Raw genomic sequence first — 23,684 nt, forward strand, 5'->3', positions numbered from 1 at the left:
AAGGCAAAACCGGACGGGCAGCATTGGCCCCCCGCCCGGTTACACCAAGCTATTTAATGCGGCTTTCCCAGTCTTTGGTCTGGAACCAGTAATGCTGGCGTTCTTTGAACCAGCCTTCAGCATCGACCATGCGAATCCAGTTATTGAAAACATTCAACGTATCAATGTCGCCCTTGCGCACAGCAAAAGCCACAGGTTCGCGGGTAAAGGTGCCTTCTACAGGCAAAAACAACTTGTCGGAGTTTTCAAACACTGTAAAGGCAGGCAGCGGTGCGCTGGAAACCATGGCATGGGCACGGCCGTTCAGCAGTTCCTGAACGGCTTGTGCTTCGTCATCAAACAGACGAATCTGGGCTGCGGGAAAATACTTTTTCGCCACGGACGCCGCAGTGGTGCCGATACGGGCAACAACTACCACATCCGCCTTGTCAAAAGCTTCAATGCTGTTGAATCCTGCGGCCTTTTCTTTATGTGCCATGATGGCCATACCGGCGTAATCGTAAGGAACGGTAAAGTTGACGGATAGGTTTCTGTCCGGCTTCACACTCATGCCGCCGATGATCACATCAAACTTGCCAGTAAGCAGCGCAGGTATAATCCCCGACCACTTTGTAGGAACAAACTGCACCTCAAGGCCCAGATCTGCAGCAAGACGTTTTGCCACATCCACTTCAAACCCGATAAACTCGCCCTGTTTATCCTTCATGGCCCACGGCACAAATGTGGAAAAACCAACTTTCAGCACACCGCGGTCTACGGCCTGTGCAATGGTACTTTGCTGGGTAAGCTGCTGGCGTACATCAGCAGCAGAGGCCATAACAGCAAAAGCAAGAACAAGTAGCGAGGCCACCACCAGAGTAAGAATGCGCTTCATATCATTTCCTCCTTACGGGCGGGCCATACTGCCTGCCCCGTTTCCAGCGCGGAATCGGCATTTCAGTCGCTCTGCCAGCATTGACAGACTGAACGTAACAACAAGGTACATCGCCGCAACAATAAACCATATCTCAAAAACCAGAAAGGTCTCTGCAATTATTGCCTGCGCCTGCATGGTAAGATCGTAAATGGCAATGGTACTGACCAGCGCCGAATCTTTTACCAGAGTAACCATCTGGCTGGTAAGCGGCGGCAGCACATGACACAGCGCCTGCGGCAGCACGACCTTGCGGTAGGCCCCCCAGCGGCTCAGGCCCAGACTTCGGGCGGCCTCCCACTGCCCCGTGGGAACTGCCAGAATACCGGCGCGTATGATCTCTGATATATATGCCCCCTCAAACAGGCTGAGAGCCAGCACGGCGGAAACAAACCTGTCCATGCCGAGCAGAGGAGCCACAACAAAATACATGACAAAAAGCTGTATGAGGAGCGGCGTATTCCTGACGGTTTCCAGATACCCCACCCCAAGCGCCCGTCCCACTACCGAGTGTGAGAGTCGCAGCATTACCGTGGCAAGGCCAATGAAGAACGCCAGAAACAGGCTTACCCCGGCCACTTTGAACGTTACCAGCAAACCTTCAACAAGAGGCCCCGCATGCCAGCCCCCCCGGGTATCCAGTAAATAACGGAAAGCCCGCTTCCACTGCCAGTGATACCCCAGTTCCTCGGTTCCATGCAGCGTAAACCACACAAGCCCTGTCATAACAAACAGGTATAATGAGACATCCAGTGCCCAGTGCCGGCGTGATGCGTCCGTCATCAGACGCCACGTGCGCCGCAAAAAACCACGGGATGCCTCTGTTCCTGTCACAACAGGAGAAGGCGGTTCTGTTCCGGCAGGCTCGTTAGAAGAATTCACGGGCACTCCGGCAGGCACAACGGTTTACAGTGAAAAACTGAAGCAAACACTACTCTCCGATAATCTTCACAAGCACGCGTTTTTTGCGGCGCCCATCAAACTCACCATAAAAGATACGTTCCCACTTTCCGAAATCCAGTCTGCCTTCGGTAATTGCAACTACAGCTTCGCGCCCCATTATCTGGCGCTTCATATGTGCATCAGCGTTATCTTCACCCACATTGTGCCTATACTGCGACACCGGCGCATGCGGGGCAAGGCGCTCCAGCCATTCGTCGTAGTCTTTATGCAGACCGGACTCGTCATCATTAATAAAGACACTGGCGGTAATATGCATGGCGTTTACCAGACACAACCCTTCGCGGATGCCGCTCTCCCGCAGGCACTCTTCCACCTGACCGGTAATATTTATATATGCCCTGCGTGTCGGGGCTTCAAACCACAGCTCTTTTCTAAAAGACTTCATACTGCCTCCGTGACCTTGAAATCACTGATTATCCATACATGCTTACCTTACCATGGTATTTACGGCAAGGTTGTCAGCACTTATGTACACGGGACAAAAAAAGCCGCCTGTCAAGGCGGCCTTTATACTTACAGCAAACGGCTTCCAAACTTTATGCACTACCTACCGAGGCAATAATGCGTTGCAGTTCTCCCGCCTTGACAGATAGTTCATGAATTTTTGTAGCAGCATCACGCAGCGAGTGTGCAGAATTTTCTGAAATGGTTCTTACTTCGTCTACTGCATGATTAATGTGCTCGCTGGTGGCGGACTGTTCTTCACTTGCAGTGGCGATGGCCTGCACCTGATCAGTTGTGCTGATTACCAGTTCCACAATCTCGCGCAGAGAATCGCCGGATGCCGAAGACAGCTTACGCGACCGTTGCACGGCCTGCACAGAAGCCTCCACCCGCTCCACATTGCTGCGGGCACCTGTCTGGATGGAAGAAATGGCCGCACCGACTTCTCCGGTTGCGTGCATGGTTTTTTCGGCCAGTTTGCGCACCTCGTCCGCAACCACGGCAAAGCCCCTGCCTGCATCACCTGCCCGTGCTGCTTCAATTGCGGCGTTAAGTGCCAGCAAGTTTGTCTGATCGGCAATATCGCTGATCACAGTCATCACCTGGCCGATTTCTTCTGCCTGCCTGCCCAGCTCACCCATACTTGCCTTCAGCCCTTCCGCCAGTTGAGCCACCTCATCAATAGCAGACATGGCCTGCTCAACAACAGTAGCTCCCTGACGAGCCTTGTCACAGGCTATGCCGGACTGCTCGGCAGCAGCAGAAGCACTCCGTGCCACGTCGTACACGGCGGTGTTCATCTGTTCCATGGCAGAAGCAGTATCTACAGCCCGTTCGGTCTGAACTTCTGCATCCTGCGATGCTTCCGTAATCAGCCCCTCAACATTTTCTGCTATGCCAAAGACCTGCTGCGATACATTTTCAGACAGCTTCACGGCTTCTGCTATGCGCTCGTTATTCGCCAGAATTTCCGCTTCGCGGGCTCGCAGTTCTGTAAGATTCTGGTAGATACACAGCGCCCCCATCAGCTCTCCGGAAAGATCAAACAAAGGGGAAGCATGGATATGTATGCGGCGCACATTGCCCTTGCGGCTGGCCAGATCGACTTCACGACTTGTCACAGTATGGTGCTGCAGGCTGTCATACAATACTGTTTTACGGGTGGCATCTCCGTAAAAGAAGTGCGCAACATTCTGCCCGTAATGGTCTTCCGGCTTTCCTGTCTGCTCCAGCAGGTCGATAAGCGACGAGTTGGTGTAGGTCAACACTTCGTTGGTATCTACCACCACAAAAGGCGTGTCGATTCCGTTAAGGACACCCTGCGCAAATCCCAGATTATACTTGAGACGCGTGAGCAGGGTATCAAGAGCAAGCCGCATTTCAGCCAGCTCGTCTCCACCGTCGCAGGCAAAGCAGACACTGTAGTCACCTTGTAAAATTTTCTCCACGCGGGCGTGAATCTCTGCCACGGGTCGCGTCACTTTAATAACAAGTGCCGCAAGAAGCGGCACAACAAGCACACAATACCCGACCACGGCGGCAATCATAGTTGTCATCAAAGCACCGCGGGCAGCCTCATGCTGTACAGAAGCATACTGCCACCCGAAACACGCCAGAAGCACGACCAGCCCCGTTGCTGCCACCAGCAAAGCCAGCCCCTTTACCGAAATTTTAGATAGCATCCTAAACCTCCCGATTGCAGAACGACTGGTTCCCGAATTTCAACACCGCTCTGCGCCTTAGAATTGCAACCTGTCTGTAACGTGAATATTTCCTGCATTCCAGTATTCTGATTTTTCGGACAATACCTTTTCGAGTCTGCAAAAACAGACTGCATAATTTTTCAATAGGCATCATAGCTACTTTTCTTTTTCCGTAAAAAAACGTACCTCCAAAAAGTCCGTTCAGTAAGAGAGCCCAAAGGAACCATTTGAAACTCTATGTCCTCAAATAGCAATTGCAATAGCTACTTTTGCATATCGCCACTCATGCTTCTACCTGACTGTTCCACCCAGTTCAGTGTTTTTTTGCGTCAGGACAACAAGTTTGTTCTCTACACTAACGCGAATGAAGCGTTCACTCACAAACATAAAAAACGCCTTACTGATAACGGAATTTCGGAAGTATGGTTACAGCAATCCCACAAGCCGGAATATACTGCTCACGTCGAATCGCATCTGGGAAGCATATTAAAAGACGACTCATTACCAATCGATTCCCGTGCAGGAGCCCTATATGGCATTGCAGCGGATTTCTTGCGGGATGCTTTTGAGGGTACAATTCCTGATGCAGGAGAAATAATTGTCCGCCGTATGGAGCTGGTTGTCGCGCACGCTCTGGAGCTTTTAAAAACACAACACGGCATAAAGGCGCTTGGCAAATTCATTTCGCATGATTACCGCACCTGGACGCACTGCCTGAACACCATGCTTTATACGCTAGGTATGCTACAGAACCACAACCTGACAGAAGAAGCTCTGGCAGAAATTGGAATGGGAGCGTTGCTGCACGATATAGGAAAGACAAAAATACCTTTAGCTATATTACAAAAAACAGAGTCCCTCACAAAATCAGAACTGGAATATATAAAAACACATCCACTAATGGGTGTCGCCTGTCTGCCACAGCAAAACCTTCCGCAAGCGGCAATCAACTGCATTCTGTTTCATCATGAAAAACTGAACGGTACAGGGTATCCGACAGGCTTGGCAGGCGAAGAGATTCCCTTTGCAGTCAGAGCAGTTACGATTGCGGACATATATGATGCCCTTACATCAAACAGGCCTTATGCCAAAGGTCGCCCCCCATTTGCAGTACTGCAGCTTATGCGTAGCGAAATGGCTGAAGAACTGGACATGCAGCTGTTCAAAGATTTTGTTCTGTTACTCAGCAATGCGGGAATGACTGCTTCACGTTAAAAGATACAGTTCAGCAGAGCTATTTTCCTGCAATGCTATTGACATTATGGCACAACAATCTCTAGAGTTATTCTAGCAAGTCTAAATTTGAGTGTGCCACAGCCTTCCATGCCCGAAATACCTTGTTCACTGGTTCCAGCTGCGCATATTCAACGACCTCAACAGGTAACGTCGTACAGGTTTCAGGTACCCACAGCACTAAGCCCATGAAGCAGTTATGACTCAGGCATCAGCAGCCCTTGAACAATCTGCCCAGGAATTTATGCCCGTTCCTTGCGCCATGTTGCGTCAGGACATGATGGGCCCGTTCGGGCTATACATCCGCCAAAGCGGAAACCATGTACTGTACACAAAAGCCGGCGAACGCTTTACCGAACGCCATAAGCGCATTCTGAGCGCCAACGGCGTGGAAGAAGTCTATATCCGCACCAGCCGGAAGCCCGAATACCGCCAGCATGTGGCGGACCATCTGGGTGATGTTCTTGCCGACGAAACCATCCCTTTGCCTGCCAGAGCAAAAATTTTCTACGATACCTCCACAGAAATTGTGCAGGAAATTTTTACCACCAAACTGCCGCCGACCCTTGCACGTGGCAGCTTTGAGCGGATTCTGCAATTTGTGACGGAAGGTATCGGCTTTCTGACGCTGGAAAATTCAATGGGCACCATCGCCTCGCTCATTGCTCATGATTATTCTACCTATACGCATTCCATCCACGTGTTTGTATATTCGCAGGCGATACTGCAGACATACGGTTTTGACGAAGAAAGCCTGATTCAATTCGGACTGGGCGCTATGCTTCATGACATCGGCAAAGCCGCGCTTGATGACACCATTCTCACCAAGGCAGGTCCGCTCAATGAGGATGAACGCCAGAGCGTAAACAGGCATCCGCTCACCGGTGTAGGCATGTGCACACGCATGCCCCTTTCTCAGGATGCCCTGCACTGCATCCTCTTTCACCACGAAAAGCTGGACGGTTCAGGGTACCCTTGCGGTCTGGAAGACCCGGAAATTCCGCTACCGGTACGTGCAGTGACCATAGCAGACATTTATGATGCGCTTACGTCTCATCGTTCATACGCGGAGGCACGTAACCCCTTCAGCGTTCTGCGTATGATGCGTGAAGAAATGCAAGGCGAAATCGACATGGATGTTTTCAAGCGCTTTGTCATGATTCTAAGCGGCGCCAACATCGTTTAGAGCGCCTCACTACCAAGCCGCCCGTTACTCATCCACAATAAAATCAGTGCTCACATCACAGCAGAACGCAGTATCCGTTCTGTTTTCAATACTTTTTTCCATCCCTCAAGTACCTGCCATATAAGCCGTTGCGAGCGGTTACCCTTGATTCATATGAAAAAAAATCCCCCTCAACACTTCCCCCCTGCCGATTTGTTGTTATATGTGAAAAGCGCAATTGTTTAGCGCACCCATCAGCAGTGATTGGAGGATCATCATGTGGGATTACACCGACAAGGTTCGAGACCACTTTCTCAACCCGCGTAACACGGGTGTTATAGAAGACGCCAACGCCATAGGCGAGGTTGGAAGCCTTGCTTGCGGCGATGCTTTAAAATTATACCTGAAGATCGACGACGAAGAGCGCATTGTTGACGCAAAGTTTCAGACTTTCGGTTGCGCCAGCGCCATTGCCTCCTCTTCTGCCCTGACAGAAATGATCAAGGGCAAAACAGTTGAAGAGGCAATGAAGATTACCAATAAAGAAATCACCGCCTATCTGGGCGGATTGCCCCAGCAAAAGATGCACTGCTCCGTTATGGGACAGGAAGCGTTGGAAGCCGCTATCAAAAATTATCGCGGCGAAGAAGTAGAAGAGCACCACCACGAAGGCCAGTTGATATGCAAGTGCTTCGGCGTTACGGATGAACTGATCCTGCGCAGCATCCGCGAAAACAACCTGACCACCGTGGAAGAAGTGACTCACTTCACTAAAGCCGGCGGCGGCTGTGGCGACTGCCTGAGTGACATCCAGCGCCTGCTGGACGAAGAGCACGGCAAGGCAGCTGCCTGTGAAGTACCCGAGCCGGAGCCGCGCAAGCTGTCCAACGTGCAGCGCATGCAGCTGGTTGTCAAAACGCTGGAAGAAGAAATCCGCCCCAACCTGCAGAAGGACGGCGGAGACATCGAACTGGTAGACATCAACGGCACCGAAGTCATTGTCGCCTTGCGCGGCATGTGCTCGCACTGCCCCTCAAGCCAGCTGACGCTGAAAAACTTTGTAGAAGGCACCCTGCGTGAATTCGTCGAAGCTGACATTACGGTGAAGGAGGTTTCGTAGATGCGCACCATCTATATGGATAACAATGCCACCACCGCTGTCGATCCGGACGTGCTGGAAGAAATGCTGCCGTTGCTGAAGGAACTGTACGGCAACCCCTCCAGCATGCACACGTTCGGCGGTCAGGTAGGCAAACACGTAGCCCTTGCACGCGAACGCGTTGCAAAGGCGCTGGGTGCCCAGCCGGAAGAAATCATCTTCACCTCCTGCGGTACGGAAAGCGATAACACCGCCATTATGTCCGCTCTGCAGGCACAGCCTGAGAAAAAGCACATTGTCACCACACGGGTGGAGCACCCCGCAGTGCTTAATCTGGTGCAGCATCTTGAAAAGAAAGGCTATGAAGCCACGTACCTTAACGTGGATGAAAAGGGCCGGCTGGATCTGGAAGAGCTTAAAAATGCACTGCGCAAGGATACGGCCATCGTATCCATCATGTTTGCCAACAACGAAACCGGCACCATCTTCCCCATTAAAGAAATCGGGGAGATTGTGAAGGAAAAAGGCATCCTGTTCCATACCGATGCAGTGCAGGCAGTAGGCAAAGAGCCTATAAACGTGCAGGAACTGCCTGTTGATTATCTTGCGCTTTCCGGCCACAAACTGCACGGCCCCAAAGGCGTCGGTGCACTGTATGTACGTCGTGGCACACCGTTCCGCCCGTTCCTTCGTGGCGGACATCAGGAGCGCGGCAGACGTGCAGGAACAGAAAACGTAGCCAGCATTGTAGCGCTTGGTAAAGCATGTGAGCTTGCCTCTCTGAACATGAAGGCAGAACGCACCACCGTAAAGGCGCTGCGTGATCGTCTGGAAGACGGCCTGCTTAAAGCAATCCCCGATGCAATCGTTAACGGTGACACGGACAACAGGCTGCCCAACACCACCAATATCGCTTTCAAGTACGTTGAAGGTGAAGCAATCCTGTTGCTGATGGACGGCCACGGCATCTGCGCCAGCTCCGGTTCTGCCTGCACTTCTGGCAGCCTTGAACCTTCTCACGTACTTCGGGCCATGGGTGTACCCTTTACATATGCTCACGGCTCAATCCGCTTCAGCCTCAGCCGGTTTACTACGCAGGCCGACGTAGACTTTGTTGTGGACGAACTGCCGCGCATCATTAAACGGCTGCGCGAAATTTCGCCCTACCGCAACGAAGCTGCAGAAAAGCCCGCCTGTACCTGCTAACAAGGCCCGGATACAAATGAATCCACGGGCCGGAACCGGACGTATATCGTCCGCTCCGGCCCTTTTTTGTTCAGCCCAAGGAGGAAGCACCATGAAAATCGCAAAAAATATGGCCGATCTTGTCGGCAGCACGCCACTTGTCCGGCTAACAAAGCTGGCAGAAGGCTGTCATGCCGAGGTGGTCGCAAAGCTGGAATTTTACAACCCTTGCGGCTCTGTAAAAGACAGAATTGCCCGCAATATGGTGGATACGGCTCTGGCTTCGGGTGAAATTACACCTGAATCCGTACTTGTCGAGCCTACCAGCGGCAATACAGGTATCGGCCTTGCCTTTATCTGCGCGGTTCACGGGTTAAAGCTGATCCTGACCATGCCCGAATCCATGAGCGATGAGCGTAAAAAACTGCTGCGCGGCTTCGGGGCAAATCTGGTGCTGACCCCCGCCGCACAGGGAATGCGGGGTGCCATTGCAGAAGCGGAGCGCATCGTGCGCGAAACACCCGGCGCTGTCATGCTGCAACAGTTTGCCAATCCGGCAAATCCGGCAGCACACCGCAGCACCACGGCTGAAGAAATCTGGCAGGACACAGACGGCAACGTAGACGCGTTTGTGGCAGGTGTAGGCACCGGCGGCACCATTACCGGTGTGGGTCAACGCCTGCGCGAACTGAAATCAGACCTGCACGTGGTGGCCGTAGAGCCGGAAGCATCGCCTGTTCTTTCCGGCGGAGCACCCGCACCGCATCCCATTCAGGGGATCGGCGCAGGATTCATACCCGATGTGCTGGACACGGATGTATATGACGAAGTAATCACGGTATCCGGCGACGATGCCATGGAAACCGCCCGCAAGCTGCTGAAGCAGGAAGGCATTCTGTGCGGCATATCCTCCGGAGCAAATGCCTACGCGGCATTGCAACTGGCAAAACGGCCGGAAATGAAAGGTAAGCGCATCGTCTTTATCATATGCGATACCGGCGAACGCTACCTGAGCACTCCGCTGTTTTCATGACCACAATAAAGATCAAAACATCTTAGACGGTAAAGGCGCACTCAAAACACCTATCAGAGCAACGGGAAAAGCATGAGTAATTGCAAAAAAGAATTGGATAAAGAATGCGTTGGCGGAATGAGCTGGCTGGACGACGTGGTGGACAGCATGTGTGCCCCCGAATCGTACAGCAAAGTATTCAGCAAGCCGCTGAACAACGCCCCCATGCCGTCTCTGGAAGAACTGACCGAAATCGTGGACAGGCTGAAAGCAGCATTGTTCCCCGGCTACTTCGGCAAATCTTCCATTGAACTGGAGTCCATGCGCTACCATCTGGCAGCCAATCTGGATTCCATTTACCGCATGCTGGCAGAACAAATCCGCCGCGGCGGGTGTTTTACCTGCGCAGAATTTGCCAATGATTGTCACAGCTGCGATATCTATTCGCACGACCTTGCCCAGCGCTTTGTCCGTATGCTGCCTGAAATCCGTCAAATGCTGACCAGCGACGTTAAAGCCGCGTTCGAGGGTGACCCCGCAGCCAAAACACCCGGCGAGACGGTATTCTGCTATCCTTCGATCATTGCCATGCTGCACCACCGTATCGCCCATGCGCTCTACCAGCTTGATGTACCGCTTATTCCGCGTATCATCAGTGAAATGGCGCACTCTAAAACGGGTATAGACATCCACCCCGGCGCTCAGATTGGTGAAGATTTCTTCATCGACCATGGTACGGGCGTGGTTATCGGTGAAACGTGCATCATCGGCAAAGGCTGCCGCCTGTATCAGAGCGTGACGCTGGGTGCGCTGTCCTTCCCGAAAGATCACAACGGTACGCTAATCAAGGGCAACCCGCGCCACCCCATTCTGGAAGATAACGTCACCGTTTATGCCGGTGCCACCATTCTGGGCCGTGTGACCATAGGCAGCGGCTCCATCATCGGCGGTAACGTGTGGCTGACACACGATGTGCCTTCCGGCTCAAAAATCGTACAGCAAAAATCCACACGCCCCAACGAAGACGAAAGAATGTTGGGAACCAAAGCAGCCCGTTCATAATCACAAAACGATGCGGGGTGTCCGATAGGGTCACCCCGCTTTTTTCTCACTCTAGCCTCTGGTTCTGCATATGATCCATCAGTCTGCACCGCCTCCGCAGCTTGCGGGTATAGTAGAGGCCGTATGGTATTCCGGTCCAGCCTGTCGGCCTGCAGAGCAAAAAGCGCAAACCTTTTCCGGCTTCAATCACCCATCCCCTGAAAAATCGTCCCGCTGCACTTCCGCTGCTCCCGAAGCAACTTCTGCCGATACGCGCTCGCCTTACGACATATTTTCCGACAGCATACCCTGTGGCAACTTGTCCTGCGGCAACGCTTTTTCCGGCCAGAATTTTTCCGATCAAGCCTTTTCCGGTCCAAGCATGCCTGATGCAATCTCTCCTCCCGAAGTTATCATTCCGGATGCCTGCGCCGACATCATTCTCCGGTGGCGTACTGATTCCACGGGTGCCATTCATGAGGCATCGCTTGATTTTATAGGCACAATGACCAGAGCAATCCGGCCGGAATACACACGGTGGAACAACTTTGCCGGTGTCCGCTTTGCTCCTGCCGCCGCGTTTAGCGCACTAGGGTGTTCTATGCGCGACCTGCGAGACAACAGTGCAGGTGCACTGGAAGCACTTGTTGAACTTGGCAACGGTCCCAAGACACGACGCACTCTGCTGACCCGCCACCTCAACACCGCAATGCTGCTGCATGATGCACCGCCCCCCGCCAAAGCCGCTCAACGGCTTGCCCATGCTGTGGCCGCATGTCTTTACAAACTCGCCACTCCTGCGCCGCCCGCTTTATCTGCGGGGGTACGCCTGTTGCAGCAACATCCCTCGCAACGACTCGAAGCTCTGTGCGAACGGCTTCATACAACGCCGCGCACCCTGCATCGCCTGTTCATGCAACACGCCGGAGCAAGTCCCAAGCAACTGGCTTCGGTCATGCGTCTGCAACGGGCAGTCAGCTTTGTCCGGCAGCAAGGTAACGTGTCACTGGCTCAGGCCGCATTACATGCCGGTTACGCCGATCAGGCCCACCTTTCCCGCGACTGCCGCAAGTTATGCGGGCTGCCTCCTTCAAGCCTTTTCATACCATAGCATCCCGCTCTCACTTTCCGGTCTGCGCATCAAATTCAACCTGCCCCCTCACGCTTGCTCCTGTCCGTTTTGTTCAAGACGCAGTGCCCCTCATTGCGCTATAATTATCTTTTCCGCCATACCTGCGTGCGGAATTATCAAAACAAGGAGTTTCTTATGAGCACACAACAATTTCACCAGCATATTACCTGCATCAGCATCGGTGTGGCCGACCTTGCCCGCAGCAGGGAGTTCTTCCATACATTAGGCTGGAAAGAACAAGACACGCCCCATGCGGATGCAATAGCCTTTTTCAATATGGGAGGCATCACGATGGCTCTGTATCCTGCTCCGCTTCTGCTGGAAGATGCAGGAATACCGCTGGCAAAACCGGCAGCCGGAGGCATAACCATATCGCACAATGTTCATTCGGAAAAAGAAGTGGACGATCTGCTCCGGCTGGCGGAGCAGGCAGGCGGGCGGATTCTTTCTCCTGCCGTGCAAAAGCCGTGGGGATACACTGGCTACTTTGCAGACATTGACGGTACACCGTGGGAAGTAGCCTTTGTCCCTTCGCTTCAGTTAAGCGAATCAGGTCAGATTCAATGGTAGTGTTATAATTACGACCCTGTCCCGCCTTATGCTATGTATTCAACATAAATCTCTTCAGTTATCTGGTGCGGCAACATGATTGCCGCACCATAACCGCATATGTAGCAAGGGGCACACATGGCCGATTCAACAAAGATTAGCAGACCGGTTTTTTTTTCGAAGCAGCCCATCATGGATACTGAAAAACGCATCTGGGGCTACGAATTGCTGGGCGGAGAAATCCAGCAAGGCATTTTTACTGTCTTCCCCGAACAGACAGGGGCGGCAGCCAGTCTGGGTTCCAGTGCCTATTTCCGGCTGCAGGAAGATATGGAACGAGGCAAGCGTGTAATGATCGCTTTTGATGCGGAAAGCATCCTGATGGGTGTGCCCAAAGCCTTGCCGCCGCAATCCGGGGCTATCCGCGTATCACAGGAAGCCACAAAAACAGAAAACGTTACACAGGCTTTGAAAGAGCTGAAGAGCGAGGGGTATACCATTGCCATTGACTGCTCACATGCCAGCAAACCGGAAAAAAACTGCATGTTGCTGGCTGATGTGGTTTGTGTGGATTTTTCCGTCAAGGCAGCAGCCATCGCATGCAGCAGAGGCGACACATCCAGCGTCATGCTGGCACGAAACATAAAAGACAATGAGCAATTCGAAGCAGCAAGACGAATGGGAATAGCTCTTTTTGAAGGGCCTTTCTTCAAAGCACCGGAAGTCACTTCCGGCCGCAGCCTTTCGTCCCATGAAGTTGCGCGTATCGAGCTTATGTCCATTCTGGAATCTCCATCCCCGGACCCCAAAGCCATCGCCGAGGCAGTCAAGGCAGACGTATCGCTGACCTTCCGCCTACTTTCATTGCTCAACAGCTCCGCTTTCGGGCTTCGCCAGAAGGTAACATCTGTAGACCACGCTGTGACTTTATTAGGTTGGGAACAGACACGGTCCTGGTTGCGGGCAGTGCTTGTGGCAGACATGGCCAGCCGCTCTGACGGTTCTCAGGAGCTTGCCTTCATCTCCATGCAGCGGGCACATTTTTTACAGCAGCTGACCACCCACTATGACTATTGGGGATTCAACCCTGAAACGCTCTTTCTGCTGGGCATGTTTTCGCTTCTTGATGCCATTCTGGGAATACCCATGGAAGAAGTGACAGACATGTTGCCACTAAGTTCAAAGCTGAAAGAAAGCCTGCTGGGCGATCCCAACAACGAACACAAGCCTTTATTTGACCTGCTCACAAGTCTGGAAGACGGAGATCTGGAAGTGCTCAGCAAGCTCGTGCCGCGGCTGGGCTTTGAGCCGGAGCTGGTTCGCAAGCTGTATTCGGAGTCTATGGACTGGGCTGCTTCGTTTTTTGCCACACAAAAAAGCAAGGACTAAGCAACATCGGACCATAGTACAACAGCCTGTAATTCTGGTTGATACAATTCCAAAAAGCGTTGTACCGACTTCAAAAAGCACTACATTTTCAATTATGAAGAATGTGGTGCTTTTACTTTTACTTCAATGTATTGAACCATAAGAAGCTTTGAGAACTTCCTTATTGCACATTTCCTCAGCATAGATATTCACATCACATGCACAAAACCATCTTAAAGTGCAAAAAACAGCACATAAATTCATAAAGAACAACAATTTTACAAAATATAGTACATTATTACAGTCAACAAGAGTTATGGCACAGTGTATGCTTAGCCCATAACAATATTTTCCACGCTACGTTAACATGCGGCTCTCTCCACGCCAACGAGGCTCTTTATGTCCGTCCCACGCTTACTGTTGCTGAAGTCCTTTCTCAGAGCGCCCTCCAGTGTAGGTTCCATCTGGCCGAGCAGTTCGCGCCTATGCAACGTAATGGCGCAAACCACCCTTTTAAATTCAGCCGAAAGCATTGTTGAGCTCGGCCCCGGATCAGGAGCTATCACACGATGCATTGCCCGCAACAAAAATCCGGATGCACAATTTATTTCAATCGAAAAAAGGCCACAGATATATTCGGCTCTTAAGAAATCGTATCCCGAGGTTCACTTTGAAAATGCATGCGCAACACACCTTCCTGAAATTTTATGCAAGTACAATATGCAAGGTGCCGATATGATTATTTCATCATTACCATGGAGTACACTGACAAAGCATCTTCAAAATGAAATTTTAGAATCAGTAACAGCAAGCCTGAACATTGGAGGAATATTTCTGACGTATGCTTATATTTCAGGATTTTTTCTTCCACATTTCAACAGCTTCAGATCGCTTTTACATACGCATTTCTCCGATGTCGAAACAACACGATGTATATGGAGAAATATCCCTCCTGCTTTTGTATACACATGCAATAAATAGATAACCCACAGCATACAAAGGAGATACACAATGAAGTGCCCCAGATGTGACGTGCCATTACATATTACTGACCGCCAGAATATAGAAATAGATTTTTGTCCCGAATGCAGAGGAGTCTGGCTTGACCGTGGAGAGCTGGATAAAATTCTGGAGAAAGCTCTTAAAGAAGAGCAAAGGCATTACGCAGCGCATCCAACTCAGTCCTCCTACGACAACCAAAAGCAGCATCACAATGCGTCAACGCATGATAGCTATTCCGACAGCAGAAAAAAAAGAAAGCCATGGATTATGGAACTGTTTGATTAGCCGCTGCAAAAATGCTGTGTTTTGCCTATACAAAAACCCCCGCCGTACGGCGGGGGTTCCTTTTTCCTGCGGACAGATGAAAGTCCTATCCCTCAAGCGGCTCCACATTCCATATACCACGGGCATACTCCATGACTGAACGGTCGCTGGAAAATTTACCCATATTCGCGGCATTCAGTATGGACTTACGGACCCACTCTTTCTGATCCAGATACAATGCGCTTACAGCAGACTGCGCGTCCATATAGGACCTGTAATCCGCCATAAGCATATAAAAATCACCATGATTCATCAGGCTGTCAAAAATAGGCCGGAACAAGCCTGAATCATCGGGGCAGAAGAAGTCGGAACCGATCATATCCACCACACGGCGCAGCTCCGGATCATTCTCATAGAATTCTCTCGGGTTGTAGCCGTTGCGGCGTTTTTCAGCCACTTCGTGCGCCTTCAGGCCAAAAATGAATATATTTTCCTCACCCACTTCTTCCATAATCTCCACATTTGCGCCGTCCAGTGTGCCTATTGTCAGCGCACCATTCAATGAAAACTTCATGTTGCCCGTACCGGAAGCTTCCATACCGGCTGTGGAAATCTGCTCGGAAAGATCCGCAGCAGGAATGACTTTTTCTGCCTGAGAAATGCAGTAGTTGGGCAAAAAAACCACACGCAGGCGGCCTGCAACATCTTCGTCGCTGTTCACCACCCGTGCGACTTCATTAATCAGCCGGATGATCAACTTCGCCTGATAGTATCCGGGGGCAGCCTTACCGCCGACCATCACTGTGCGGGGCGTAATACCTGCCGAAGGATTATCTTTGATTAAGTTGAACAGCGAAATGACATGCATCACATTAAGCAGCTGGCGTTTATACTCATGCATCCGCTTGAACTGCATATCAAACATGGTGTTGGGATTGATGCCCATTTCCACTTTGCGCAGCACATAGCGGGCAAGATTACGTTTGTTGTCCAGCTTTGCCTTTGCCCATGCCTCGCGGAAGGCACTATCTTCCGCCATGGGCACCAGTTCGCGTAGTTTATCAAGATTGCATACCCAGTCCGGCCCTACGGCCTGAGTGATAAGGCGTGACAACGCAGGGTTGCACTGCAGCAGCCAGCGGCGCGGGGTTATGCCGTTAGTTACATTGCGAATCTTGCGCGGGTAATACTCATGAAAATCGTGGAACAATCCCGTCTGCAGGATATGGCTGTGTAATGCCGCAACACCGTTGACGGTATGGCTGCCCACAATAGCCAGATTCGCCATGCGTACCCTTTTGCCGCCTTCTTCCTGAATAATGGACATACGCGAAAGCCGTTCTGTATCGCCGGGGTACTTTTGCGCCACGCCCTCAAGAAAACGCCTGTTAATCTCATAAATTATCTGCATATGCCGCGGCAGCAGCCTGCCCAGCAAATCTACAGGCCATGTTTCCAGCGCTTCGGGCAGTACGGTATGGTTGGTGTAGGCAAAGGTGCGTGTGCAGATATCCCATGCCACTTCCCAGCCAAGGTTATGCTCGTCCATCAAAAGACGCATCAGTTCAGGAATGGCAATGGCGGGGTGTGTATCGTTAAGCTGTACGGCAACAGCATCCGGCAAAGCAGCCAGCGATACATGCCGCTTCAGGTATCTGCGCAAGATATCTTGAAATGTTGCAGAAACCAGAAAATATTGTTGTTTAAGGCGCAGCTCCATACCTTGCACAAACTGGTCGTTCGGGTACAGCACCTTGGTAATGTTTTCACTCATTACCTTGCCATGCATGGCACCTATGTAGTCTCCACGGTTAAAGTCGGCCAGACTGAATTCGCGACTGGATTGCGCAGCCCATAAACGCATGTTCGAAACATGCTCGCCGCCGTATCCGGGAATAAGAATGTCGCATGGTACAGCCATGACATTGTCGGTATCCACCCACCGGTAACATACTTTGCCGTCGACATTATGGTACGCTTCCGAGCGCCCGTAAAAACGTACTTCAAATAACGTGCTCCGCCGGACAATTTCCCACGGACAACCGGAGCGACGCCAGTTATCGCAACGTTCTTCCTGATTTCCATTTCTTATGGACTGATAAAAGATTCCGTAATCATAAAGAATACCATACCCATAACCCGGTATCCTCAGGCTGGCCATAGAATCAAGGTAGCACGATGCCAGCCTGCCCAGCCCACCGTTGCCAAGGCCTGCATCCCATTCTTCCTCTTCCAGTTCTTCCAATGAAAAACCCAGCTCTTCAACAACCTGTTTACACTCATCCACTATCTGCATATTCGTCAGATAGTTCATCAGAAAACGTCCGGGCAAAAACTCCAGAGACAGGTAATATACCCGCTTCGTCATAGAGTCATAATAGTCACCCTGCGTCTTCATCCACATATCGATAAGACGTTCACGCACACTGTGTCCTAAAGCGTGAAAGTAGGGAAACTTCCTTTTATTTCGGGGGTCATTACCCAGCTGCGACACCATATTCCGTTTAATATCGTCAGCCAGACTATCCAGTCTGAAAAGATCTTTGGGGAACTGTTTCTGCTTTTCTGCCTTGGACATGGGGCCTCCTTGGAAGTCCTGCGGAGCAGGGCGCGATAAGAGAATATTACCGGAATAATAGCCCGAGCCCCTCAGTATGTACAGTGAAGACGCATTATAACTGTGCAGACATGCCTTCAGACATATTCAGATTATTGTGAGTGCAAAAAAAAGCCCGCCAAAGGCGGGCCTGAATACAATAGCAAAACGGGAACAGCTGACCGGTTACATACAAAACATCAGCAGGTTCGGACGTACGCTGACCTGCGGCAAGCGGGCGAACTCTGCCAGAGCATTAGCCCGCATGGCCTGCATATTGTCACCGCGAATCAGCCTGCCGAACAGTTTGTTACCGAAGGTGAAACTGGCCGCATAATACATGATGTATTTTTTATAAAACTTGATGGCGCGTGTCGGATCGTAGTGTTCTTCCAGCGCGTCCATTATGGCAAACAGCGTATCCCTGTACGTCTGTTTGACGGGAACAAACCCCTTGCTCCACTGGCTGAAAATCCACGGCTTGGCAATGGCAAGCCTGCCCACGGAAATACCGTCGCAGCCCGTCCTGTCCAGCATGGCGGTACAGTCCGCAGCATCAAACACATCGCCGTTGCCGAACACGGGAATATTGAGTGCTTCTTTAACCAGACCGATATGAGGAATACGCGGACGCTGCGTCCGCCTGTCAGGTGCCACACGCGGGTGAAACACCAGTGCATCGGCACCGGCATCCTGAATGCGACGGGCAAGAGTGACGGCAGCTTCCGGCTCCGGACTCCAGCCTGTACGCATTTTAACAAAAACAGGGCACGAAACTGCGCTGCGCACTTTATCTACCATGCGTACAGCACGTTCCGGATCGCGCATCAAACCAGCGCCGCAGCCCTTCTTTACAATGGGCGCAACAGAACAGCCCATGTTGATATCAACACCAAAAAAGCCTTCAGCTTCCACCCTGCGGGCGGCAGCGGCCATGTCGTCAGGGTCGGCCCCGAAAAGCTGACAGACAAGCGTTGGCAGTTCTTCCTTCCTCCAGCTGAAGACAGGAGACACCGCAGGGTTTTCCGTTGGCACTGCCCGGGCGCTGCACATGCCTGTAAACGCCAGCCCGTAGCCCCCGAAGCTATCCAGCACCTGACGATAGGCTATATGCCCAAGCCCTGCCATAGGAGCCAGAAACAACCTGTTGGCAATCGTCCGGCCACCTATCTGCAACGGAGTATTCAGCCTGTCGGCAAGCGCAGTGTCCACCACACCATCTGCGGCCACTGCCAGTTCGTTCCAGTTTGTCTCTTCAACAAAAGTTGTAAAAAAAACTTCCGCTTCTTCAGAAGCGGCTTCAACAGTCTGCGCAGAACCATGCTGCTGTTCATCTGACGTGGCAGTTTCTGGCAGAGCAAATTCCGTTTTGCCGGAGCAAAGCTCAGTCATATATTCATTCCTCGTCTCAACAGAGTGCTACCAAAGAGCATCCTCAAGCAATACGGTTCCGTCCATGGCGCATACGCAAAAAATTCCATCTGCCAACAGACCATACGAAGCCTGATAACCATCCTTAGGCAATGAGCACGACCCCGGATTCCAGATATGCACTAAGCCGCCGCTGTCAGCATGGACTTTTTTTTCCGCCTTGGGGATATGCGTATGCCCATACACAAACACGTCTCCGTCTGCCAGCGGAGGCAATGATGCGGGAGAAGACTTATGCCCGTGCGTCAGAAAAAGCCTTTTCCCGTCTACCAGCACCCAGGCGAAATCTCCCATCATGGGGTATTCGATAAGCATCTGGTCTACTTCGCTGTCGCAGTTTCCGCGCACGGCAATGATGCGGTTTTTGCGGCAGTTAAGCAGCGCAGCAACCTGCTTCGGGTCGTACCCTTCCGGCAGGGGGTTACGCGGGCCATGATATAACGCATCCCCCAACACGACGATGGCGTCCGGCTGAACAGCATCTGCCACAGCCCAAATGCGCTCTGCGGCGGGCAGACATCCATGAATATCAGATGCAAATAAAATTTTCATAATCCATTATCATTATTAGTAACTTACTCAAAAAAAGAAAAAGCCCCCGCAGCAAGCAGGGGCTGAAATACCGTTTTCCGGCAACTATGCCTACAACACCTCAATACGAATGCGCCTAGGCGTCACCTTCTGCTGCTTGGGCATATATATCGTCAGCACGCCATCCGCAAGTTTTGCGGCAATGGCTTCTCTGTCGACCATATCTGACAGGCTGAATTGCGAATGATATTCCACATCGCAAAACTCGAAAGCATGAATCCGCTCACCGGCGGCACAACCAAAACGGCTTACGGCATGCACAGTCATCTCGTTGTCGTCAATATCCACGACAAGCTCTTCCTTGTTCACACCCGGCATATCAAGGTACAGGTAAAAACCGTCCTCACGCTCTACCAGATCTGCTGCGGGGCGCACTTTGGGCCTGCGGGGGTTCTGTACTTTCTGCTGGCACGTACTCATATTATTCCCCTTTACCGTATATCAATCCGTATAGATTGGGGCCGCTGGTCTGAAAGCTTGGGAAGCACAACTTCCAGCACGCCGCTACGCAACGTGGCTTTCACGTTATCACGGTCAATGGGAACACCCACGGTTATCACGCGCTGAAACGGCCCTGTAGGACGCTCCTGCCTGTAATATCTGCCCTGAACAGGCTTCAGCTCGCCCCGCAAAGACAGAGTTTTATCGGTTATCACCAGTTCCAGATCGTCCATGCCTGCACCCGGAACAAGGGCTCGCACATATACAGCCTTATCGTCTTCACCGATATTCAATGGCGGAAATGCGACCTGACGCGAGGTTCCCCCCGCAAACTGATGTTCCATTTCCCCTGTCATGCGATCAAATAAATGGGGAAATTCATAAAACGAACTGAAGTCGATAGCCATAGGCAATTCTCCGTAAACGTGCCTGACACCGGATAATAAGCCTGCCGGATGCACAGCCGCGTTACTGCAATTATTTACCCCGCTCTCCATCTGTCCAGCGGTCTTTGGCAATGGCTTCTTCCACCAACATCACAGGAATGTCTTCACGGATGGGATACACCACTTTGCACTTATCACAGGCAAGCCCGTCACCATCAATGGTCATTTCGACAGGTGCTTTACACTTAGGACAGGCCAGTATCTCAAGAAGTTCTTTATTTATAGTCACGAGCAGGACTCCTGTTTAATTTTGCCCACCATACAGTGAAGCGAATGCCGGGGCAAGTTTGCCTGTCCGTTCCAATCAGTACGAAGGTCGCATATCCGGAGTTTGCCCTGCACATTCAGAGCGCCACGGGACAACGTAATGCAACATTTGCAACGTTGACAAGCAAGCAGAATCGTACAGGACAATATCCCGCAATAATCATCTCCGGTACCGATGCCTGCAACAAACCGCAGCAGCTTGCTGCCGACAAAATTTCAGAACACAACCAGTAACGGGCAGATAGCCGCAGCGCATTGCCGCATAGCCCTACATGCGGAATGCAGTAACCGGTCTGCCATCATCCCGCACGCCGGAGAGGTAGTATGTCGAACCGGCACATTTGTTCACAGTATTATTTCACATCACCTGTCACGAGAATACCCGAGCGCACACCACCCTTTATTGACAGTGTACCGCAGGGGCCGTAGCATTCTTGTAAGCAATACAGAACCCGTACGACTTTCGCGACCACACATTGCTTTTTTCCGGAGTTTGTCATGACAGCCGCGCGCTATATAGATTTACACACCCACTCAACTGCATCCGATGGCAGCGACACCCCGACAGAACTTATTGCAAATGCCGCCAAGGCCGGACTAGCCGCTATTGCACTTACCGACCATGACACGCTGGACGGCCTGCCCGAAGCCCAGCAGGCAGCGGACGAACACGGCATCCGGATAATCCGCGGATGCGAGCTGGGGTCTGTAGGCCCCTACGGCGAAATACATGTTCTAGGATTGTGGCTGCCGGATAATCCTGCGCCACTTTTGGAAAAACTGGAAACTTTGCGCATAAGGCGGCACGACCGCAACCGGCATATGGTAGAAAAGCTGCAGGGCATGAACATAGACATTACCTATGATGAAGTGCTTGCCGTTGCTGGAAACGGCTCCGTAGGCAGACCGCACATTGCGCAGGTGCTGGTGGCAAAAAAAATTGCCCCTTCCACCAGAAAAGCTTTCGAGGTGTATCTGGGTGACAGAGGCTCTGCGTATGTCCCCCGCGCCACGCTTTCGCCCCTTGAGGCCGTATCTGTGCTGAAAGAAGCCGGAGCAACCGTATCGTTTGCACACCCCATGCTTATCAAAGCTCCTGCAGAGTGGCTTGAAGGCATGGTGGCAGAAATGAAGGAAGCGGGGCTGGACGCCATGGAAGCCTACCATAGCGAGCATTCACAAAAAGACGTTCGCCGATGCGTGGGGCTGGCAGACAGGTACGGCCTTGCGCTTACCGGCGGTTCGGACTACCACGGCAGCGTCAAGCCCGACATATCACTCGGCACGGGCAAGGGAGGCTTGCGTGTGCCGTATTATATTCTTGAAAAACTAGAAGCGCTGCGTTCAGAACGCGGCCTGCACATATAATGGATACTATGCCTGCAACAACCTTTTCGCCTGAACTGCTGGCTCCCGCCGGAGACATGGCGCGCCTTGATGCCGTATTGCGTTACGGCGCTGATGCCGTCTACCTTGGCGGCACAGAAATGAATCTGCGAGCCGGAGCCTCCGGCTTTACGCCGGAAGCATTGGGGATTGCCCTTGCCAAAGCACATAGCTGCGGCGCAAAAATTTACTGCTGCGTCAACGCATTGCCCTACGAGCATCAGCTTAAAACAATGCAGGCCACGCTGGAGCGTCTGGCACAGCCTTTTTTCTGCAACCAGGAACAGCTGGAGCCGCAATGGCGCAGTGCTGATGCTCCTGCAAACGGCGAATACCGCATCAGCGGCCTGATCATTGCCGACCCCGGCGTGCTGCGCATGGCACGGCGCATTGCCCCGCATATTCCCGTACATCTGAGTACACAGGCCAACACGGCAAACAGCGAATCTGCCGCCTTCTGGCGCGACATAGGCGCAAGCCGCCTGAATCTGGCCCGCGAACTGGGTGCCGCAGACATCAAAGCCATCATGCGCGCCGTGCCTGATGTGGAATACGAAACCTTTGTACACGGCGCCATGTGCCTTGCCGTTTCCGGTCGCTGCCTGCTTAGCGCATGGATGAACGACCGCCCCGCAAATCTGGGCCAATGCACGCATCCCTGCCGCTTTGACTATCGCACTGCATCGGTGGAATGCAGCGATCAGGAATCAGGCTTCGGCGGCATTGAAGTGGACTTTGAAGAACGTACCCGCAAAGGCGCCCCCGCATGGACAGTTACCGAAGATGACGGCTGGTCACATATCTGGAGCCCGCATGACCTGTGCCTGGTGCGATACCTGCGCTGGTTTGCCATGCAGGGCGTTGCCGCACTGAAAATTGAAGGCCGCATGAAAACAGCAGGGTATGCCGCTCAGGTTGTGGACGTATATCGGGCTGCCATCGACGACCTTGCAGCAGGACGCTACCGGCCAGACCTGTACATGGCCGAACTGCGGAATACAGCCACAAGGCCCCTTTCTTCAGGCTTTTTCCTGCCCTCAGGCCGCAGAAAAACGTGGCCCGCAGCTACAAAGGAAGAACGCCTGCCGCTGGTTGCCCGCATTATCGGACAACATAACGACGATGCATGGGAAGTGGCAGTTCTTGCACCATGGCATGCCAGCACATCCGTACATATTCTGGCCCCCGGACTGAACAGGCCGGAGCTTGCGCAGACAGGCTACGGTGTAGAAAATCATAAAGGCGAGCTGGCGCAGACCGTCCATCCGGGGACAAAGGCTGTCTTGCGTTGCGGACATAAGGACCTTGCCGCCGGCCTGTTCCTGAGAGCTGCCAACCCTGCATAGCCTGGAAAAACACACGGGGCATTGCCTGAAACGGTCTCTGATATCCGGTGCCGACGGTCAATCGTGATGAGGGCGCATTCAGACAGCCCACGCAGGCAACTTGTTCC

The 23,684-nt window shown here is 52.2% G+C and carries 23 protein-coding genes; 13 read left to right on the forward strand and 10 right to left on the reverse strand.

From position 1 onward, the window contains the following. Nucleotides 1-49 precede the first annotated feature (49 nt). The 4 genes from ACK5LI_RS15210 to ACK5LI_RS15225 all read right to left on the reverse strand — a co-directional run bounded on the left by ACK5LI_RS15210 (nucleotide 50) and on the right by ACK5LI_RS15225 (nucleotide 4,002). Nucleotides 50-874, reverse strand: a complete 825-nt coding sequence (locus ACK5LI_RS15210) for a transporter substrate-binding domain-containing protein (RefSeq protein ID WP_416950907.1) — start codon at nucleotides 872-874, stop codon at nucleotides 50-52. Between the two features lie 12 nt (nucleotides 875-886). Next, nucleotides 887-1,795 carry an amino acid ABC transporter permease gene (locus ACK5LI_RS15215; protein WP_416950909.1) on the reverse strand — a complete coding sequence of 303 codons (909 nt, stop codon included), beginning with the start codon at nucleotides 1,793-1,795 and terminating at the stop codon, nucleotides 887-889. 49 nt (nucleotides 1,796-1,844) lie between these two features. Beyond that, nucleotides 1,845-2,261 carry a secondary thiamine-phosphate synthase enzyme YjbQ gene (locus ACK5LI_RS15220; protein ID WP_416950911.1) on the reverse strand — a complete coding sequence of 139 codons (417 nt, stop codon included), beginning with the start codon at nucleotides 2,259-2,261 and terminating at the stop codon, nucleotides 1,845-1,847. Nucleotides 2,262-2,412: 151 nt separating this feature from the next. Continuing rightward, complete coding sequence (locus ACK5LI_RS15225; protein ID WP_416950913.1) at nucleotides 2,413-4,002, reverse strand: methyl-accepting chemotaxis protein; 1,590 nt, start codon at nucleotides 4,000-4,002, stop codon at nucleotides 2,413-2,415. Between the two features lie 306 nt (nucleotides 4,003-4,308). On the opposite strand from ACK5LI_RS15225, the gene ACK5LI_RS15230 reads away from it, so the two are divergent. The 11 genes from ACK5LI_RS15230 (at nucleotide 4,309) to ACK5LI_RS15280 (ending at nucleotide 15,094) form a co-directional block, all read left to right on the forward strand. Then, nucleotides 4,309-5,238, forward strand: a complete 930-nt coding sequence (locus ACK5LI_RS15230; RefSeq protein ID WP_416950915.1) for an HD-GYP domain-containing protein — start codon at nucleotides 4,309-4,311, stop codon at nucleotides 5,236-5,238. Between the two features lie 217 nt (nucleotides 5,239-5,455). Further along, nucleotides 5,456-6,442: an HD-GYP domain-containing protein gene (locus ACK5LI_RS15235; RefSeq protein WP_416950917.1), complete on the forward strand. Its 987-nt coding sequence runs from the start codon at nucleotides 5,456-5,458 to the stop codon at nucleotides 6,440-6,442. A gap of 256 nt (nucleotides 6,443-6,698) precedes the next feature. Further along, nucleotides 6,699-7,541 carry a Fe-S cluster assembly protein NifU gene (gene nifU / locus ACK5LI_RS15240; protein WP_416950919.1) on the forward strand — a complete coding sequence of 281 codons (843 nt, stop codon included), beginning with the start codon at nucleotides 6,699-6,701 and terminating at the stop codon, nucleotides 7,539-7,541. Further along, the gene (gene nifS / locus ACK5LI_RS15245; protein ID WP_416950921.1) at nucleotides 7,542-8,726 is read left to right on the forward strand and encodes a cysteine desulfurase NifS; all 1,185 of its coding nucleotides are present in this window, start codon (nucleotides 7,542-7,544) and stop codon (nucleotides 8,724-8,726) included. It begins immediately after the preceding gene. Nucleotides 8,727-8,817: 91 nt separating this feature from the next. Beyond that, nucleotides 8,818-9,738, forward strand: coding sequence for a cysteine synthase A (gene cysK / locus ACK5LI_RS15250; RefSeq protein ID WP_416950923.1), 921 nt, complete (start codon nucleotides 8,818-8,820; stop codon nucleotides 9,736-9,738). Between the two features lie 72 nt (nucleotides 9,739-9,810). After that, nucleotides 9,811-10,779, forward strand: a complete 969-nt coding sequence (gene epsC / locus ACK5LI_RS15255; protein WP_416950925.1) for a serine O-acetyltransferase EpsC — start codon at nucleotides 9,811-9,813, stop codon at nucleotides 10,777-10,779. Between the two features lie 70 nt (nucleotides 10,780-10,849). Further along, nucleotides 10,850-11,869, forward strand: coding sequence for a helix-turn-helix domain-containing protein (locus ACK5LI_RS15260; RefSeq protein WP_416950927.1), 1,020 nt, complete (start codon nucleotides 10,850-10,852; stop codon nucleotides 11,867-11,869). Nucleotides 11,870-12,025: 156 nt separating this feature from the next. Continuing rightward, nucleotides 12,026-12,460, forward strand: coding sequence for a VOC family protein (locus tag ACK5LI_RS15265; protein WP_416950929.1), 435 nt, complete (start codon nucleotides 12,026-12,028; stop codon nucleotides 12,458-12,460). A gap of 171 nt (nucleotides 12,461-12,631) precedes the next feature. After that, nucleotides 12,632-13,828, forward strand: coding sequence for an EAL and HDOD domain-containing protein (locus ACK5LI_RS15270; RefSeq protein WP_416950931.1), 1,197 nt, complete (start codon nucleotides 12,632-12,634; stop codon nucleotides 13,826-13,828). A gap of 378 nt (nucleotides 13,829-14,206) precedes the next feature. Then, complete coding sequence (locus tag ACK5LI_RS15275; protein ID WP_416950933.1) at nucleotides 14,207-14,788, forward strand: class I SAM-dependent methyltransferase; 582 nt, start codon at nucleotides 14,207-14,209, stop codon at nucleotides 14,786-14,788. A gap of 30 nt (nucleotides 14,789-14,818) precedes the next feature. Beyond that, nucleotides 14,819-15,094: a zf-TFIIB domain-containing protein gene (locus ACK5LI_RS15280; protein ID WP_416950935.1), complete on the forward strand. Its 276-nt coding sequence runs from the start codon at nucleotides 14,819-14,821 to the stop codon at nucleotides 15,092-15,094. 85 nt (nucleotides 15,095-15,179) lie between these two features. On the opposite strand, the gene ACK5LI_RS15285 is transcribed toward ACK5LI_RS15280, so the two are convergent. The 6 genes from ACK5LI_RS15285 to ACK5LI_RS15310 form a co-directional block, all read right to left on the reverse strand. After that, entirely contained in the window at nucleotides 15,180-17,651 is a 2,472-nt protein-coding gene (locus tag ACK5LI_RS15285; protein WP_416950937.1) for a glycogen/starch/alpha-glucan phosphorylase, read from the reverse strand. Nucleotides 17,652-17,855: 204 nt separating this feature from the next. Further along, entirely contained in the window at nucleotides 17,856-19,061 is a 1,206-nt protein-coding gene (locus tag ACK5LI_RS15290) for a tRNA dihydrouridine synthase (protein ID WP_416950939.1), read from the reverse strand. A 27-nt stretch (nucleotides 19,062-19,088) separates the two neighbouring features. Next, entirely contained in the window at nucleotides 19,089-19,652 is a 564-nt protein-coding gene (gene yfcE, locus ACK5LI_RS15295; RefSeq protein ID WP_416950941.1) for a phosphodiesterase, read from the reverse strand. A 90-nt stretch (nucleotides 19,653-19,742) separates the two neighbouring features. Further along, nucleotides 19,743-20,111: an Hsp20/alpha crystallin family protein gene (locus ACK5LI_RS15300; protein ID WP_416950944.1), complete on the reverse strand. Its 369-nt coding sequence runs from the start codon at nucleotides 20,109-20,111 to the stop codon at nucleotides 19,743-19,745. Nucleotides 20,112-20,122: 11 nt separating this feature from the next. Beyond that, a complete protein-coding gene (locus tag ACK5LI_RS15305) occupies nucleotides 20,123-20,539 on the reverse strand; it encodes an Hsp20/alpha crystallin family protein (protein WP_416950946.1) in 417 nt (138 codons plus the stop codon). Nucleotides 20,540-20,609: 70 nt separating this feature from the next. After that, nucleotides 20,610-20,807 (reverse strand): Trm112 family protein, encoded by a 198-nt coding sequence (locus ACK5LI_RS15310; protein WP_416950948.1) that lies wholly within the window; start codon nucleotides 20,805-20,807, stop codon nucleotides 20,610-20,612. A 536-nt stretch (nucleotides 20,808-21,343) separates the two neighbouring features. Between ACK5LI_RS15310 and ACK5LI_RS15315 the strand changes: the two genes are divergently transcribed. Together ACK5LI_RS15315 and ACK5LI_RS15320 are read left to right on the forward strand one after the other, a co-directional pair. Further along, nucleotides 21,344-22,213, forward strand: a complete 870-nt coding sequence (locus tag ACK5LI_RS15315; RefSeq protein ID WP_416950950.1) for a PHP domain-containing protein — start codon at nucleotides 21,344-21,346, stop codon at nucleotides 22,211-22,213. Then, a complete protein-coding gene (locus tag ACK5LI_RS15320; RefSeq protein ID WP_416950952.1) occupies nucleotides 22,213-23,577 on the forward strand; it encodes a peptidase U32 family protein in 1,365 nt (454 codons plus the stop codon). Before ACK5LI_RS15315 ends, ACK5LI_RS15320 begins: the two co-directional genes overlap by 1 nt. Nucleotides 23,578-23,684 lie beyond the last annotated feature (107 nt).

The organism is Oleidesulfovibrio sp., from assembly GCF_047973035.1.
In the GTDB taxonomy this organism is placed as follows: Bacteria; Desulfobacterota; Desulfovibrionia; order Desulfovibrionales; family Desulfovibrionaceae; genus Oleidesulfovibrio.